6 protein-coding genes (1 of these 6 running past the window's edge) are annotated in these 15,471 nt (G+C 66.7%); 4 read left to right on the top strand and 2 right to left on the bottom strand.

All coding sequences use genetic code 11. From position 1 onward, the window contains the following. Positions 1-29: 29 nt before the first annotated feature. On the bottom strand, positions 30-764 hold the full coding sequence (locus tag ACED18_RS12505; protein WP_377292632.1) for a SapC family protein: 735 nt from the start codon (positions 762-764) through the stop codon (positions 30-32). Between the two features lie 617 nt (positions 765-1,381). On the opposite strand from ACED18_RS12505, the gene ACED18_RS12500 reads away from it, so the two are divergent. From ACED18_RS12500 to ACED18_RS12485, 4 genes are read left to right on the top strand one after another with little or no spacing between them, the layout of a single operon-like run. Then, complete coding sequence (locus tag ACED18_RS12500; RefSeq protein ID WP_377292630.1) at positions 1,382-3,283, top strand: HlyD family efflux transporter periplasmic adaptor subunit; 1,902 nt, start codon at positions 1,382-1,384, stop codon at positions 3,281-3,283. A gap of 4 nt (positions 3,284-3,287) precedes the next feature. Further along, positions 3,288-5,441, top strand: a complete 2,154-nt coding sequence (locus tag ACED18_RS12495) for a PqqD family peptide modification chaperone (protein WP_377292628.1) — start codon at positions 3,288-3,290, stop codon at positions 5,439-5,441. Continuing rightward, positions 5,434-7,482 carry a prepilin peptidase gene (locus ACED18_RS12490; protein WP_377292626.1) on the top strand — a complete coding sequence of 683 codons (2,049 nt, stop codon included), beginning with the start codon at positions 5,434-5,436 and terminating at the stop codon, positions 7,480-7,482. Before ACED18_RS12495 ends, ACED18_RS12490 begins: the two co-directional genes overlap by 8 nt. Beyond that, positions 7,451-8,419, top strand: coding sequence for an efflux RND transporter periplasmic adaptor subunit (locus ACED18_RS12485; RefSeq protein ID WP_377292624.1), 969 nt, complete (start codon positions 7,451-7,453; stop codon positions 8,417-8,419). The genes ACED18_RS12490 and ACED18_RS12485 overlap by 32 nt, the downstream gene beginning before the upstream one ends. 145 nt (positions 8,420-8,564) lie before the next feature. Here ACED18_RS12485 and ACED18_RS12480 read toward each other — a convergent pair whose 3' ends face one another. Further along, positions 8,565-15,471, bottom strand: the end of a protein-coding gene (locus ACED18_RS12480; RefSeq protein WP_377292622.1) for a LamG-like jellyroll fold domain-containing protein. Its footprint extends 22,808 nt past the window's final position; 6,907 of the gene's 29,715 nt are visible here — the last part of the coding sequence; the start codon falls outside the window, past its right edge; it ends in the stop codon at positions 8,565-8,567.

Genomic DNA, 15,471 nt, shown 5'->3' with positions numbered 1-15,471 from the left:
GTTGCGGCCAGGCGTCGTGCGAACTCGGATCAGGCGGCCGCGTCGAGCGCGTCGGGCGTCAGACGCTTCAGCATGCTCGTGAAGTTCTGCATGGACTGAAGGTGGGCATAGATCAGTTCAAGGCCATCCATGCGGAAGAGCTGGAGGATCTTTTCGTCACCGAGCGCCTTCAGCTTCTCGCGCTTGATGGCCTGGAAGCCCTGCAGTTCAAGCGCGCGGTCATGGATGCGCATCTGGGCCGTCATGGGCTCCAGAAGGTCCAGTTCGGCCAGCAGCTTGCAGAAGCGGCGGGTCACGGCGAAGTCACGCTGGTAGTTCTGGAGGAACTCCAGCACGCCGCCGAGATAGGCGGTCTGGGCGCCGTCCGCATCGAACAGACGCTCGCCGCGGCCTTCCTGGTTCCAGCCCTCGAAGCTCTCGTCGATGCACAGCGTCAACAGCTCGTCCGTATCGGCACCGGCGAAGACGAAGGGATAGCGCCGGATGAAGGCGGGAACGTAGGAGCCCGTCCAGTTGCCGTCGGCATCAATGAAGAGATTTTCGTTACCGCGGACACCGAGCACAACGGCCGGCATGATATCGTCCGTGCCGGCAAAGACGACGGGGAATTCGCTGGCCGCCGCCGTCACCTCAGACGCCGTGAGCGGCACCGCATTGAGGTCGGCGGCGAACTTGAAGTTCCGCCCGGCCTTGATCGACCAGTCCTTGTGGCGGTTGAACGCCACGGGTACGGCCTTCTCATAAATCAGCAACTGCTTCGTCATTAAACTCTCCTCAAACACGCCCGTCCGTGACCCGCCTTAGGGCAAGCCTTCGTCAACGACTATAAGCAGTCGCATGAAGCCAATACAAGCACTTTGGAATGTTTGACGCGCCTTTGTCCAGTGGAACGGCGCACAGACAATCGGTACGGTTAAGGAGGCGACGTATTAAATGGCATCAGAGCGACCTCATTCGCTATTATGCTGGCGATTTCTTCATGAGATCTTCGCATTTTCTAGGTTTAACTTCTAGGTAATCCACCTATTTCGCGACACCGCCCAAATTCTCCTTGATTTTCCACCTCGTCGGCTCTAACATGCCTCACGTGGAATTTCACCGCAACGCGCGACAATTGCGCCGGTTAATGTCGCTGCGGGAAACGATCTTTCAACGTATTGGTAGACTATTTCTCCTGTATGATATTTGACAGGAGAAGGAATTCCTGTTTCCCGAAAACAAAAATCCCGTCGTTTACCTTGAATGACGAGTAAATTTTCCCGCCATTGCGCTTTCTAGATTAACGATCTAATAAAGAATTTATGAAGAGCCGGTCCCCAGCGGTGCCTTTTTGGCATCTCTGGGGGCGCGGATCTGGAGCAGCGTTGGCGGCGCAACAGGCATGACCATTCATCCCGGCGGACGGCCCGTTCCTGTCCAAACAGCAGGCATCGCAGCGGCGGACGCGCAGTCATCCCGGCTGTGGAAGGCGCTTGGCGCGGCAGCGACGCTTGACGAAGCCGCAGAGGCCTGGACGGAGCTTTTTCTGGCGCGCGAAGCCGAGAGCCTGCCGGGTCCGATCCGTCAGCTTGAAATCTGGTCTCGGGGCCGCAATGGTGATCGTCTGGTGTTGCGCCATGGCGACGGCCTCGGTGAAGGCGATGACCTGCGCCGTCTGGCCGTGTTGGCGCTTGGCGAGAAGCGCGGCGTCGGCCAGGCCGGCGGCGAAGGTGCAGCCAGCATCATTGCGCAGCCTTTCGGCCCGATCGGCGCGCCGACGGGTGCCGTGGTCCTGGGCCTCGGGCTTGCGGGCCCGCGCGAAACCGGCCTGCGAGTCGCGCTGCGCCGTCTGCAATGGAGCCTTGGGCCCCTGACGGCGGTCGCGGCCGACGAAGCGGTCAGGCTTGCCGAGGCGACACCGGCGCTTGCCGTCACCTGCCAGCGGCTACTGACGGCCTTTACGTCCCGCCCGCGCATGGACGCAGCCGCGCGGGCACTCACGACGGAACTGGCCGAGGCGCTGGGAGCGGACCGGGCGAGCCTTGGCATGAACCGCCGGCGTGGCATGCGCGTGATCGCCGTCTCCCACAGCGGGGGCGGCCCGAAGCGGCACGCGCTGGAGCGCGGTTTGTCCCGCGTCATGGACGAGGCATCGGACCAGCGCGCCATCCTCGTGTGGCCTGCCACGCCTCATGATCCGAATGTCACCTTGGCCCATGAGGACCATGCGCGACAGGAAGGCGTTCAGGCCATTCTGACAGTTCCCCTGCATGTCGAGGACCGTCTGCGCGGCCCCATCACCTGCGGCGCCCTGGTCATCGAGCGCAGCAAGGGGCCGGCCTTCACCGAAGCGGATCTCGCCTTGGCGGACGGCCTTGCCGATCTCCTCGCGCCATCGGTCTGGGAAAAGTGGCAAACCAATCGTTCCCTGCCCACGCGTGCCGTTCAGTCCGTCTGGCGGGCGCTGCAAAGCCTGTTCGGACCGGATTATCTGGCGCTCAAGCTGGTTCTGCTCTTGATTGCCGGCATTCTCGGTGCCGCAGCCGTCACCCCGGCAGCCTATGAGGTGACCGCGGACGTCCAGCTGGAAGGTGAAGTCCAGCGCGCCGTCGCCGTGCCCTTCGATGGCTTCCTCGCCACCGCACCGGCCCGTCCGGGCGACCGGGTGCGCAAGGGCGACGTGCTGGCAAGCCTTGACGACCGCGATCTCGTGCTGGAGCGGCTGAAGGTGTCGGCCGAAGCACGCGAGACGGCGCTGCAATATGAAAAGGCACTGGCCGACAAGGATCTCGCCAATCTGCGGATTATCCGCGCACAGATCGCGGCGGCGGAGGCAAAGATCCGCACCATCGACGAGCGTCTGGCCCGCGTCGTGCTGCGCGCCCCCTTCGACGGCCTCGTCATTTCCGGCGATCATTCGCAACAGCTTGCCAGTGCCGTCAACCGGGGAGACCTCCTCTACGAGGTGGTTCCATCCGATGCCTACCGGGTCAGCCTCGCGGTTCCGGAAGACCAGCTTGGCGACCTCAAGACCGGGCAGACGGGTAGTCTGAGGCTCCTGGCACTGCCTGACGAAACCTTCCGCTTCACCCTCGACCGCATCACGCCCATCGCCCATGCCGGCGAGGGCAAGACCGTGTTTCGCGTCGAGGCCCGCCTTCAGCCCGGCACGCCCACGGAGCGGCTGCGGCCGGGACTTCAGGGCGTCGGCCATGTGTCTATCGACACCCGCACCCTGCTTTATACCTGGACCCGCAGTTTCGTGACCTGGGTGCGCCAGTCCGTCTGGCGCTGGGTGGGGTAAGCCGATGGCCCAGCGGCAGCTTTTCAGCCAGCACTGGAGCCGGATCGGCTCCCTGCGGCCCCGGCTGCGACCGCAGGCCGGCATCGTGCGCCACCACGTGCGCGGCGAAACCTGGTTCGTTCTGAGCGACAGGCAGAGCGGCCGCCACCACAGGCTGAACCGCGCCGCCTGGCAGGTGATCGGCCTGATGAACGGTCGGCGCACCATCGATGACATCTGGCGGCGGGTGCTGGCCGAGGAGGATGGTGACGGCAGCACCGAGCCCCTGACGCAGGACGACGTCGTCCAGCTTCTAGCCCAGTTGCACCAGTCGGATCTTTTGCTCGGCGACGTGCCGCCGGACCTCGACGAACTGGCGCGGCGCGGCGAAAAACAGCGGCAGGACGACCTGCTTCAACGCATCCGCAATCCGCTGGCGATCCGCTTTCCGCTCTTCGATCCCGACCGGTTTCTCGCCGCGACATTGCCGCTCGTCAGGCCGCTCTTCACCTGGTGGGGTTTTATCGCCTGGCTTGCACTCATCGCCTTCGGCGCGGCACTTGCGGCGCGGCACTGGGCGGAGCTGACCGAAAACGTCGTCGACAGGGTCCTCAGCCAGAACAATCTCCTGATCGTGTTGCTGATCTACCCCGTCATCAAGGCGCTGCACGAACTCGGCCACGGCTGGGCCACCAAGGTCTTCGGCGGCGAGGTGCGCGAGACGGGCGTCATGCTGCTGCTCTTCATCCCGCTTCCCTATGTGGACGCAACGGCGGCAGCGGCCTTCCCGAGCCGGCGCCAGCGTGTGATCGTCGGCGGAGCCGGCATGATGGTAGAGCTGTTGCTGGCAGCGCTCGCCATGATCGTCTGGGTGATGGCCGAGCCCGGCGTCATTCGTGCCGTCGCCTTCAACGTGGCGCTGATCGGCGGCGTCTCCAGTCTGCTTTTCAATGGCAATCCGCTGCTGCGCTTCGATGGCTATTACATGCTGGCCGACGGGCTCGACATTCCGAACCTCGGCACGCGGGCGACGAAATATCTCACCTATCTCACCGAGCGCTACGCCTTCGGCAGCGATGCGGCTCAAAGCCCCGTGCGGTCGCCGGGCGAGCGGCCATGGTTCGTGCTCTACGGCGTCACCTCCTTCGTCTATCGCATCATCATCTCCCTCAGCATCGCGGCGGTGGTGGCGCACAAGTTCTTCTTCGTCGGCGTCGCGCTTGCCATCGTCTCCCTCTGCAGCGTGCTGGTCTGGCCGCTGCTCAAAGGCCTTCGCTATCTGCTGATGAGCCCGCGGCTCGATCGCCACCGCGGTCGGGCGATCGTCGTGAGTGCGCTGACCGCGGGACTGATCGGATTTGCTCTTTTCGGCATGAACGTGCCGCTCGCCACCGTCCAGCAGGGCGTCGTCACCATGGACGAGGGCCGCAGCCTGCGGGCCGGTGCCGCGGGCGAGGTTGCCGTCGTGCCGGCGCTCGACGGGGCGGCCGTCGAGCCCGGACGCATGGTGGTCCGGCTGGAGGATCCGCTCATGGATGCGGAAGCCGATCTGCTCCTCGCCAGCCTTGCCGAAATCCGTGCCCGGTTCCAGGCACTGCCCGTCGAGGAAGCGTCGGACCGGGAAATCCTGCGCGAACAGGCCCGCCGGATCGTACAGGAAATGGACGATCTGCGCACGCGCTCCGCCGGCCTGACCCTTGTCGCCGGCGCGCCCGGCGAACTCCTGATCGGCTCTCCACGCGATCTGCCGGGACGCTACGCAAAAAAGGGCGACCTCTTCGGCTATGTCGCGGCGCCGGGCATCCAGCGCGTGCAGGTGCTTTTGGCGCAGGACCAGATCGATCTCGTCCACAGCCGGGCGGGCGCCATCGCGCTCCGCTTCGTGGATCAGCCCGACGTCACCTGGACGGGCCGGCTGGTGCGGCTCTCGCCCTCCGCAGGCCACGATATTCCGCATCCGGCGCTGGCGACCAGCGGCGGCGGCGCCGCCGCCATGGATCCGGCCGATCCCAAGCGGACGCTGGACCCCTGGTACACGGCGGATGTGGAAGTGAACGTGCCGCGACCGCTGCCGCCGGGCCTGCGTGCCCTGCTCCGCTTCGATCATGGCATGGAGCCGATCGGCTACAGCGTCTGGCGCTTCCTGCGCCGGCAGTTCCTGGGCGAGTTCAATGTCTGACGCCTTCGCCCTGCCGAGACAGACCGATGCCGATGCAGCGCCAGCCCGCGCGCGCGCCGCCCGGCCCTATCCGGAACGTCCGCTGAGGCCGGGCAAGCCGCTGGTGGACGGATTGAAACGGATCGAATCCTGGACTGCGCGGCCGGCCATGGGCCTGCGAAGGCTGCAGCTCCTGCGCATCGCGCGGGAAACGGCGCGCAAGGCCGCCCGGCTGCGGCCGGACGAGATGAGTGATGCCGAGCTGTCGGCCGCCCTGCGGCGGCTGCGTCCGAGACTGTCGGCCCCGGAGCGGGCCCCGCTTGGACTGATTGCCGAAGCCTTCGCGCTGTTGCGCGACGGTGCCCGACGCACGCTGGGCCTGACGCCACGCGATGTGCAGCTGATGGGCGGATACGCCATGCTGCGCGGCTGGGTCGCCGAAATGCAGACCGGCGAGGGCAAGACGCTGACGGCGCTTCTTCCGGCAGCCGTGATGGCGCTGAGTGCCCGCCCCGTGCATGTCGTCACCGTCAACGATTATCTCGCCACGCGCGACGCGGAATTTGCCCGTCCCTTTTTCGCGCTCTTCGGCCTCAGCTCGGCCTGCGCGTCCGAAGAGGCGGAGGAGGATGACCGGCGCGCAGCCTATGGCGCCGCCATCACCTATTGCACCAACAAGCAGGTTGCCTTCGACTATCTGCGTGACCGGCTGGCCCGCGGCCGCAACGACGAGACGGGCCTGAAGATTGCCCGCCTGACCGGCACGGAGAGCAAGCCGCTGATGCTGCGGGGCCTCGGCTTTGCGCTGGTGGACGAGGCCGACAGCGTGCTGATCGACGAGGCCCGCACGCCGCTGATCCTGTCGCGGGAGGCGCCGCCAACCTATGCGCCGTGCCAGGTGCGCCGCGCGCTGGACATCGCCCGAACGCTCACCGAAGGCCGCGACTACGTCGTTCTGCCGGACCGGCGACAGGTGGTGCTGACCGATGAGGGCGCCGATCGCGTGATCGATGATCCCGGAGCCCTCGACGAGACCGCCACGCCGCGCGACAGCGCGCTCTGGTCGATCGGGCTGGTGCGGGAAGATCTCGTGCGGCTCGGCCTCGCCGCCCTGCATCTTTACAGGCGCGATGTCGATTATGTCGTGAAGGACGACAAGGTCACCATTGTCGATGCCAATACGGGCCGCACCATGGCCGACCGCACCTGGTCCGACGGGCTGCACCAGATGGTGGAGCTGAAGGAGGGATTTGCCGAGCTTTCCGCCCAGCGCATCACCCTTGCGCGAACGACCTACCAGCGCTTCTTCCGCCGCTACCTCGTGCTTTCAGGCATGACGGGCACGGCCGCGGAAGGCGCGGCCGAACTCCGGCGGACCTACGGCCTTGGGATCGCACGGATACCCACGCACAAGCCACCGCGTCGGCGCATCACGCCTGACCGCATCCTCGCACGCGCCGACGCGAAATACGCCGTAATCGCCGAGAGAGCCGCCGCCCATGCAGCGCGCGGCGCCGCCGTGTTGGTCGGCACGGCATCGGTGGAGGCCAGCGAGAGGGTCGCAGCCGCCCTTGCCGAACGCGGCATCGTGGTTCCCGTGCTGAGTGCCCGGCAGGATGCCGATGAGGCGGAGAAGATCCATGCCGCCGGGACCGCCGGCCGCATCACCGTCGCCACCAACATGGCCGGACGCGGCGCCGACATCCCGCTCGGGGCGGATGTCGCAGCCTCCGGAGGGCTGCATGTCATCGTCAGCGAACGCCACGAGGCGCGCCGTGTCGATCGCCAGTTGATCGGCCGTTCGGCGCGCCGCGGCGAGCCGGGCCATGCGGAAGCGATCCTGTCCCTGGAGGACGATCTGCTGATGCGCTACGCCGCGCCTTGGCAACGTCGGCTGATGGCGGCCATCCTCCACCTGCCCGGCGGCCAGCGTGTGGCGGCCCGCCTGGTGCGCACCTGCCAGCGCCGTGCCGAACGGCTGCACCTGTCCCTTCGAAACCACCTGCAGAAATCCGACGAGGTCTGGAACGATGCCCTATCCTTCACCGGTGCGCCGGAATAGCGCGGCCGCCTGCCTCGCCCTCGCCCTGCTGCTCGCCACCTCACCGGCCGCGCGCGCAGGCGATGCGCTGCCGACCCTGAACGGCAGCGACGGCGATGTCGATGCCTTCCTGGATCGCCTCCTGCTCGATCCCGCACCCGGCCGCTCGGTGGCGAATGCTGACCCGGGCGCTGCGGCCGACTTCGGCGACCGGCTCGACTGCGTGATGCGCCCGTCTGCGTCCGTCAGCCTCGCCGCCCCCATGCCGGGTCTGCTCGCCGATGTCTCGGCCGAACGCGGCGACCGGGTCAAGGCAGGGCAGACCATTGCGCGCCTCGAAGACGGCATGGAGGCCGCCACCGTCGTGCTCGATCGGCTGCGGGCGAGCAGCGATGTCGAGAAACGCGCGCGCACGGCCGAGGCAGAGACGGCCGCCAAGCAGGCCGAACGCGCGCGCTATCTCACCCAGCGCCAGTTGATGCCCGAACGCGAAGCCGAGCCGCTTTTCAGCGCCGAGCGCGTCACAAAGCTCCAGGCCGAACTCTCCGATCACGAGCGCGACCTCGTGAAGCTCGAGCTGGCCCGCTCGGAGGCTGCGCTGGAGCGGCGGCGGATCGTCAGCCCCATCGACGGTGTCGTGATCGAGAAGAAGCTGAGCGCCGGCGAATATGCCGACGGCTCCAACCCGATCCTGCGCGTCGTGACACTGGATCCGCTGCGCGTCGAAACCTTCGCGCCCGCCGCCCTCTTTGGCCGGCTTCAAAAAGGCAGCAAGGCCACCGTCTATCCGGCCCCGCCCCTCACCGGCGCCTACGAGGCAGAGGTCGAGGTGGTCGATCCCGTCTTCAACGCTGCCGGCGGCGTCTTCGGCGTGCGCCTCAGCCTCGCCAATGCCGATGGCAAGCTGCCCGGCGACTATCGCTGCAGCGTGAGCTTTACCCCGCCACCGGGCGGCTGAACGGCAGCGCGCCGCGCCCACCTCTTTCGGTCACAACCCTCATCCGAGAAACGAAAAGCCGGCCGCTCCCCAGGGAAACGGCCGGCTTTCCTGTTCAGGACCATCGACGCATCCGGTGAACAGGGTCACCGGATGCGTCATGGCGTTACTCGGCCGCAGCGAGCAGCAGCAGGTCGTCGGCGGTCGGCAGCGGGGTCACGCCGCTGGGCGTGCGCTGCATCAGCTGACGGATCTGCGTGGCGGTGAGCCGCTGGTCGTAGACCGCCAGTTCATCGATCTTGCCATCGAGGAAGTTGGTGTAGGTCTGCGTCGTTGTGTAGACCGGCACGTAGGTCACGAAGGGGTTGAACGGTCCGCAGACCGAACCGATCGCGCCGAGGATCCCGGTGCTTGACTTTGCCTGATAGGCAACCGTCGTGGTCAACGTGGTGGAGGCGCCGACCAGTGCGGCGGCCGTGTTGTTGGCCAGACCGCCCGCAAAGGCATTGGTGCCGACGCGCTGGCCGTTGACCCACAGTTCCATGCCACCCGTGCCAAACGTCACCGCCAGATGGCTCCAGCTGCAAGCGCGGAAGAGGGAGCCGGTGGAGACGACATAGTCGCGATCGGTGCCGGTCATGCGGAATTCCAGACGTTCGCCGACGAGCTGGATCGTCATCCCGCCTGCGCCACCGCCCGGAGCCTGCTTGGAGAACAGCGTCTGCGTTCCGCAGGTGCTGTCCGGGTTCACCCACAGACTGATCGTGCCGCTGGCAATCGCGAGCGCCGGATCATGGGCGATCGTCGCGAAGTCCGACTTGCAGGCATCGAGATCGAGCGCGGCATCACCGGCTTTGCCATCGGGTGCGCCGGGCTTCTCCAGGTTTGCGCCGTTTTTCAGCACCGCGCTGCGGCTCGAGCCGCTCTGGTCGCGGATCGTCTGGCCCTCCGCCTGGTCGAACGACCAGTAGGAAACCGGCTTGACCGCCGTTGCCACGCGATCCGGAACCACGGTCACGGTGCTCGCCACCAGAAGCTGGATCCCGAAGAAATCCTGACGCTGGTAGGTCTGGCTGCCGATCGTCTCGGTGCCGAGTGCGGACCAGGAGCCGCTGAGCGGCAGGCGCGCACCCTGCGGCCCGATCACGACCAGTGTCTCGCCCGTGTCGAGGCTGCGGATACCAGCCGGCGTCAGCGGCGCGGGGGTTTCGGCCCCGGCACCGGCAACGATGGCACGGACACCGTCCGCGAAGCGCACTTCTTCGATGCCGGAGAGCGTCAGCACGCCATCCGGACCGTTGCGACCCTGGAGCTGGGCCGCAAGCGCGGTTGCGCCCCGCTGTGCCAGCGCTGCGATGTCGGCGGTGGAAAGCGCACCCTTGAACACCGCGAGATCGTCCATGAGGCCTGCATATCCGTCCGTATAGGCCGTCGTATTGACCCAGGTCCAGCAACGGGCCGAGGCAGACCAGACATAGCTGCCCTGCTGCTTGGCCTGCGCGCCGAGCACCAGCTGATCGCCATTGCCTGCGATGCCGCCGGTATAATCGACCGACTTCATCACCTGGCCATTGAGATGGATCTTGAGGCCGTCCTTGCCGAAGCTGACCGCCAGATGCGCCCAGTCGCCGGCCTTCACCACCACGTCCGTCATCACGAAGCCCGAGCCGATCTGCACCGCGATCCGCCCGTTGTCGATACGGATGGCGAAGGGATTGGCACTGCCGGAACCCGAGACACCCTTGCTGACCAGCGTCTGGACGCCGGTCACCGACGGGCTCTTGAACCACAGGGCAATGGTGCCGCTATCCAGCGCGAGGGCTGCCGTGTTGTCGAAGCCGATGGCGCTCGTCTTGCCGCTGCCGAATTCGACCGCGGAGCCCGTGGCAGACGTTGCCCCGGCACGGCCGAGGGTCACTTGTGCCGAGCCCTTGATCTGGCCTGCGGAAAGACCGCCGGCCGCGTCGGTGATCGTGCTGCCGTCGAAGCCGACGCGCACGACAGAGGAACTCTGCGGACGCGTGTCGGTGAGAACCATCTCGCCGTTCGATCCGGTCGAGATCCGGTAGTCGCCGAGCGCACCGGACAGGGCCGGCGCAAGACGGGTGCGCTCGGCCAGGACGGCTGCGCCGCGCTGGTAAAGCGTCCGCACCTCGCCAGCCGTCAGACGGCTGGCAAAGAGGTTCAGCTGATCGAGGCGGCCATCGAACGTGTCGGTGATGACCTGCCGGTCAACGGCGGTGTTCGATGCACCGTTGCAGCTGTTGGCACCGCCGAGGATGATCGCCGCCTTGTTGGCCGCAATACCGCCCTGATGGTCGTTGGAACCGACCAGCACGCCGTTGAGGTAGAGCTGCATGCCCTTGTCCCCGAAGACGAAGACGACGTTCTGCCATTCGTTGGCCTTGACCACGCAATCCGTGCAGATCACGAAGTCGCACTGCGAGCCCTCCAGCTTCACCTCCAGCCTGTTGTCGACAAGCGCGATGCGCAGGCTGCCGTCGCTGCGGCCGGATCCATCCTTGGCGAGCAGCACCTGGGTGCCGCATGTCGAGGCTGGGTTGAACCAGAGCGAGACGGCGCCTTCGGCGAGTTCCATCTTCTGGTCGTGGGCAATGCCCACATAGCCGTTGCCGTTCAGCTGCAACGCGGTGCCGGCCGCAACGCCGGGGATCGTCGCGCCGGCGGCGCCGAGCAGCCCACCCGAACCCACGACCACCCCATCGGCGACAGCGGCGTTCACCTCCGTCACATGGCGTCCGTCATGCTCGTTGAAGCGCCACAGCGAGACGAGGCCAGCGCTGGACAGTGCCGCGGCCTGCGGGCCGGAGGCAACCAGCGTCTGGATCTTCGCCGCGTCGAGCACCTGACCGAAGATCGCCATGTCGTCCAGGCGACCGTCGAAGAAGGAGACGCGCGTCTGGTCGGCCGGGGCTGCCGTCCGGTTCGACGCCGCCTCGTTGGAGGCGCCGAAGACGATCGTGTTGCGGTTGCTCGCAAGCGTCTGGCTTGTGTTGAGCGAGCCGACAAGACGGCCGTTGAGGTAGAGCTTCACCGAGCCCCCGCCAACGCTGACCGCAACGTGGCTCCACTGCCCCACCGTCAGACGGTCAGTCGTGATCACCGCATTGCTGCGCGTCGCGTCGTCCAGGATCACCCGGAGCTTGTCGCCCTGCAGCTCGATGCGGAAGTCACCGGCCTGCCGGCCTGCACCGTCCTTGGCAAACAGCGTCTGGGAGCCCGAGAGGCGATCCGGGTTGACCCAGAAGGCGATCGTCGAGGTCTGCAACTCGTAGGCCGCATTGTGGGAAACGCCGGCAGAGCTGCCGTTCGACCCCGAGGTTTCAAGCGCCGTACTGCCATCGCGGCCCGGGGCACCCAGTCGGGCGTCCCCTTGCAGCGCACCGGTGTTGCCGGTCCGGCCGGCATCGCCAATGGAACGGCCGCTCGGCTCGTCCAGCGTCCAGCTGAGGAACGGCTGGACCGGCTTGGCGGAGCTTGCCAGACGATCGGTGCCGCTGCCGCCATCGACCACGTCGGCACTGCCGCCATTCGTGTCGATGAGGTCGTTACCGGCCCCGCCGAGCAGCGTGTCGCTGTCCGGGCTGCCGATCAGCACGTCGTCACCATCGTCACCGGTGATGATCGACGCGCCACCTCCGGCAGCAAGATAGTCGTTGCCGCGGCCGCCATGAAGTTCGGTCGGCTGCTTCAGCACAGGATCGATCTCGATCCGGTCGTCGCCGTCCGCACCGTAGAAGGCGATCCGATCCACGGCAGAGAAGGTGAAGGTCTTCACCTCCGGCTGTCCGACCAGCGGCAGGAACGAGGCCTTGACGCTGATGACATCGCCGCGCGGCGCACCATCCACCGGACCATCGGCGCGCAGGGCGCGGATGGCGTTGACATCAAGCTGGCGGCCGAAGACCGCGAACTCGTCCAGATAGCCGGCAAAGGCATTGCTGGTCGAAAGGCGGTTGACGGCGACACCCGCATTGTTGGCGTCACGCTGGTCGGCACCGATCATCAGCGGCGCGGTGGACCCCACGATGCCGCCGGTAAACGCATTGCTGCCGGCAAGCACGCCGTCGAGATAGAGCTGCATGCCCCTGGCGCCGAAGGTAAAGGCGAGGTGGCGCCAGTCCTGGTCGTTCACCAGCTTCTCGGATGTGATCGTGTAGCGCGTCCGGCCATCGGAAAGCTCCACCACCACACGGCTGTCATTGAGGCGAATGGAGAAATCGCCCGCCATGTTGCGGTTGGAGTTTTTCGACACCAGCGTCTGGCCGCGGCCCAGGTCATCGGCCGAGAACCAGAGCTGGATCGAGCCTTCCACGAGGTCGAACTCCGGCACGTCGGCCGTCGCCACATAGGTGCCGCGCGTGCCATCGAAGCGGACCGAACGGCCGGCATCGAAGGTCGGCGCACTGTCCTTCGGACCGAAGGCCCCGAGGTCGGGCGTGCCGTCGGAGGCAACAGCCGTGCCGTCCTGCCGCGTTCCGGCGCTGTCGACGAGCACGCTGCCCGCCGGTTCGTTCATCGACCAGTAGAGCACCGGCGTCTGTGCCGGGCGCGTCACGGACACCGTATCGGCTCCACCCGTACCCGCGATCACGAGCGTGCGCCCGATCAGTTCCACGCCGGTCAGCTTGGCCTGCGTGGTGCCGGAAACAGCCGCGTTCTCGTCATCGGCCAGGCTGACCTTGATGTCGAAGAAGCCCGGATTGGCGTAGAGGTGGTTGACCGCGAAGGCGCGGTCGCCACGGGTGAGGTTGACGACCTCCGTCCGGCCGTCACCCCAGTCGATCGTCAGGCGATGATCGTCGCCGGTGCCGGGATCGGCAAAGGTGCCGGTGAGCTTCACCGGTTCGCCGGGCAGCACCTTGCCGACTTCGGCCGCGCTGTTGGTCAGCGACAGCAGCACCGGCGCGACGTTGTTGACCTTCACGACACGGGAAGCCATGCCGGTCGCCCCGTCCTTGTCGGTGACGGTCGCTGTCACCGTGTAGCCCGGCGTGCCGGCCGGCGCATTGTCGGCATAGGCGTAGCTGGCCGTAAAGGTCCGGTTGACCGCATCGACGGTGGCAAGCGTCACCGTCCCGTCGCCCCAGGCGATCTCGACCTTGTGGGTATCGAGCGGGCCATCATCGGTGAAGCGGCCGGAAACGGTGAAGGCGCTGCCCTCGTTGACGGCTGCCTGCGGCACGACGAAGGCGACGATGTCGGGTGCATCGTTGAGGATGGTGACATCGACGGCGCGCGTGACACTCACGCCGAGATCGTCGTCCGAAGCGGTGGCCGAGATCGTGAACAGCGTGCCGGCCGCAGCGCCATCCGGATAGACATGGGTGGCGGTGAAGGTGCGCGTGGCGGCGTCGACGCCGACCGTCTCGGACTTGCCGTCACCCCAGGCGATCCGCACCGTATGGGTATCGGCGAGGCCCGGATCGGTGATCGCGCCGGTGAGGCGGACGACGCCGTTTTCGACGACACGGACGGAGTCGAGCGCCAGCGCCGCAATGGTCGGGGCCACGTTCTCCACGGTGACGCCGAGGCTAACGGCGTCGGAAGTGGCCCGGTCCTTGTCCGTTGCGGTCACGCGCACGGCGGCGAGGTCAAAGGCCGTGCCGGATCGGCCGTCATCCACATAGGTGTGGGTCAGACGGTAGGTCCGGTCATTGGCGGGAATGTTGATCTGGCTGGACGTGCCGTCACCCCAATCGACATTGAGCGTATGCGTATCCGCAAGACCGGCGTCGGAGACCGCACCGGTCAGGACCACGACGCCGCCTTCGGCAACGGTCGAGCGATCGAGCGCGGCCGTGACCACGGGCTTGGCATTGGTCACCTCGAGCGCGCGGGTGGTCGTGCCCGAATTGCCGTCCTCGTCCGTGGCGATCACTGTCACGGTGTAGGTGCCGTTATCGACATAGACATGCGAGATGTCGGCGGTCGGTCCGCTATAGGTCTCGGCCTGCGAACCATCGCCCCAGTTGACCGTCCAGGTGACGACCGTGTCGGCGCCGGGATCCCGTGCCGAAAGCGACTGCGTTATCCGCGACCCCTCGACCAGGCTGCCGGCACCGGCGACCGTGATGACGGGCGCGACATCGAGGACCGTGACGGCCAGCGGATTGGCGACGGGCTTGCCGTCGGCCGTCTGCTCGACCGATGTCGTGTAGGTGCTCACCGCCCCGTCCGCATCGGTGAAGGTCACCTTCAGCTGGAACGACAGCAGCGTATCGGCTGCATAGACGAGATACTGGCCGGTCGGATCGAGAGACTGGCCCGCCACGACCTTGCCCGTGGTGTCGATGGCAGCCGGGATCGGATTGCCATCGGCATCCTTGATCAGCGTGCCGGCCCGCGCAATGCGGCTGTCATCCGCATAGGTATGCGTCAGGCTGAAGGCATTGGTCGCGGGATCGATGGCAACAGTTTCCTGCTGCCCGTCGCCCCAGACGACCGTCACCGTATGCGTGTCGGTCGGCGAGGGATCCGTGATCCGGCCGCTCAGCGTCACATTGCCGCCTTCGTTGATGCGGGTGCTGTCGAGGCTGAGTGCCGTCGGCGTGGCCGGCGCATCCTGAACATGCACGGCAAGCGTGCGCAGGTCAGACGTCGTGGTGCCGTCGCTGGCCCGGACCGACAAGGTATAGGTGTCGTCCGCACCGGCAGGATCGTCGGTATAGGTATGGGTGACCTCGAAGGTGCGGGTCGCCTGATCCACCGCCACGACGACCGGAGCCGTCCCGTCACCGAAGTCGATGGTGACGGTCAGCGCATCCGCAAGGCCGGGATCTGTGACGGCACCCAGCAGCGTGAACGGACGGCCTTCCACTACGGAAGCGACAGAGCCGAGATCGCTGAGGTCGATCAGTTGCGCGGCGGCGAGGTTCTGCACCAGCGTCGAGCCACCGGCGGCGGCGGCAACACCGCTGCCGAACGTGCCGAGGCGGGTGATCGTCGGCGCACCGTTGATGATGGCAGCCGTGATCGTCCCGGCCGCGCCCACCGCGTTCTGGGCATCGCGAGGCGTGACGCTGATCGTGTAGGCGCCGTCCTGCGCAAAG

It is taken from the genome of Rhizobium sp. SG2393, assembly GCF_042610495.1.
GTDB lineage: Bacteria > Pseudomonadota > Alphaproteobacteria > Rhizobiales > Rhizobiaceae > RU20A.
The sequence above is the reverse complement of the archived record's forward strand: the minus strand, read 5'-3'. Positions and strand labels throughout refer to the sequence as shown.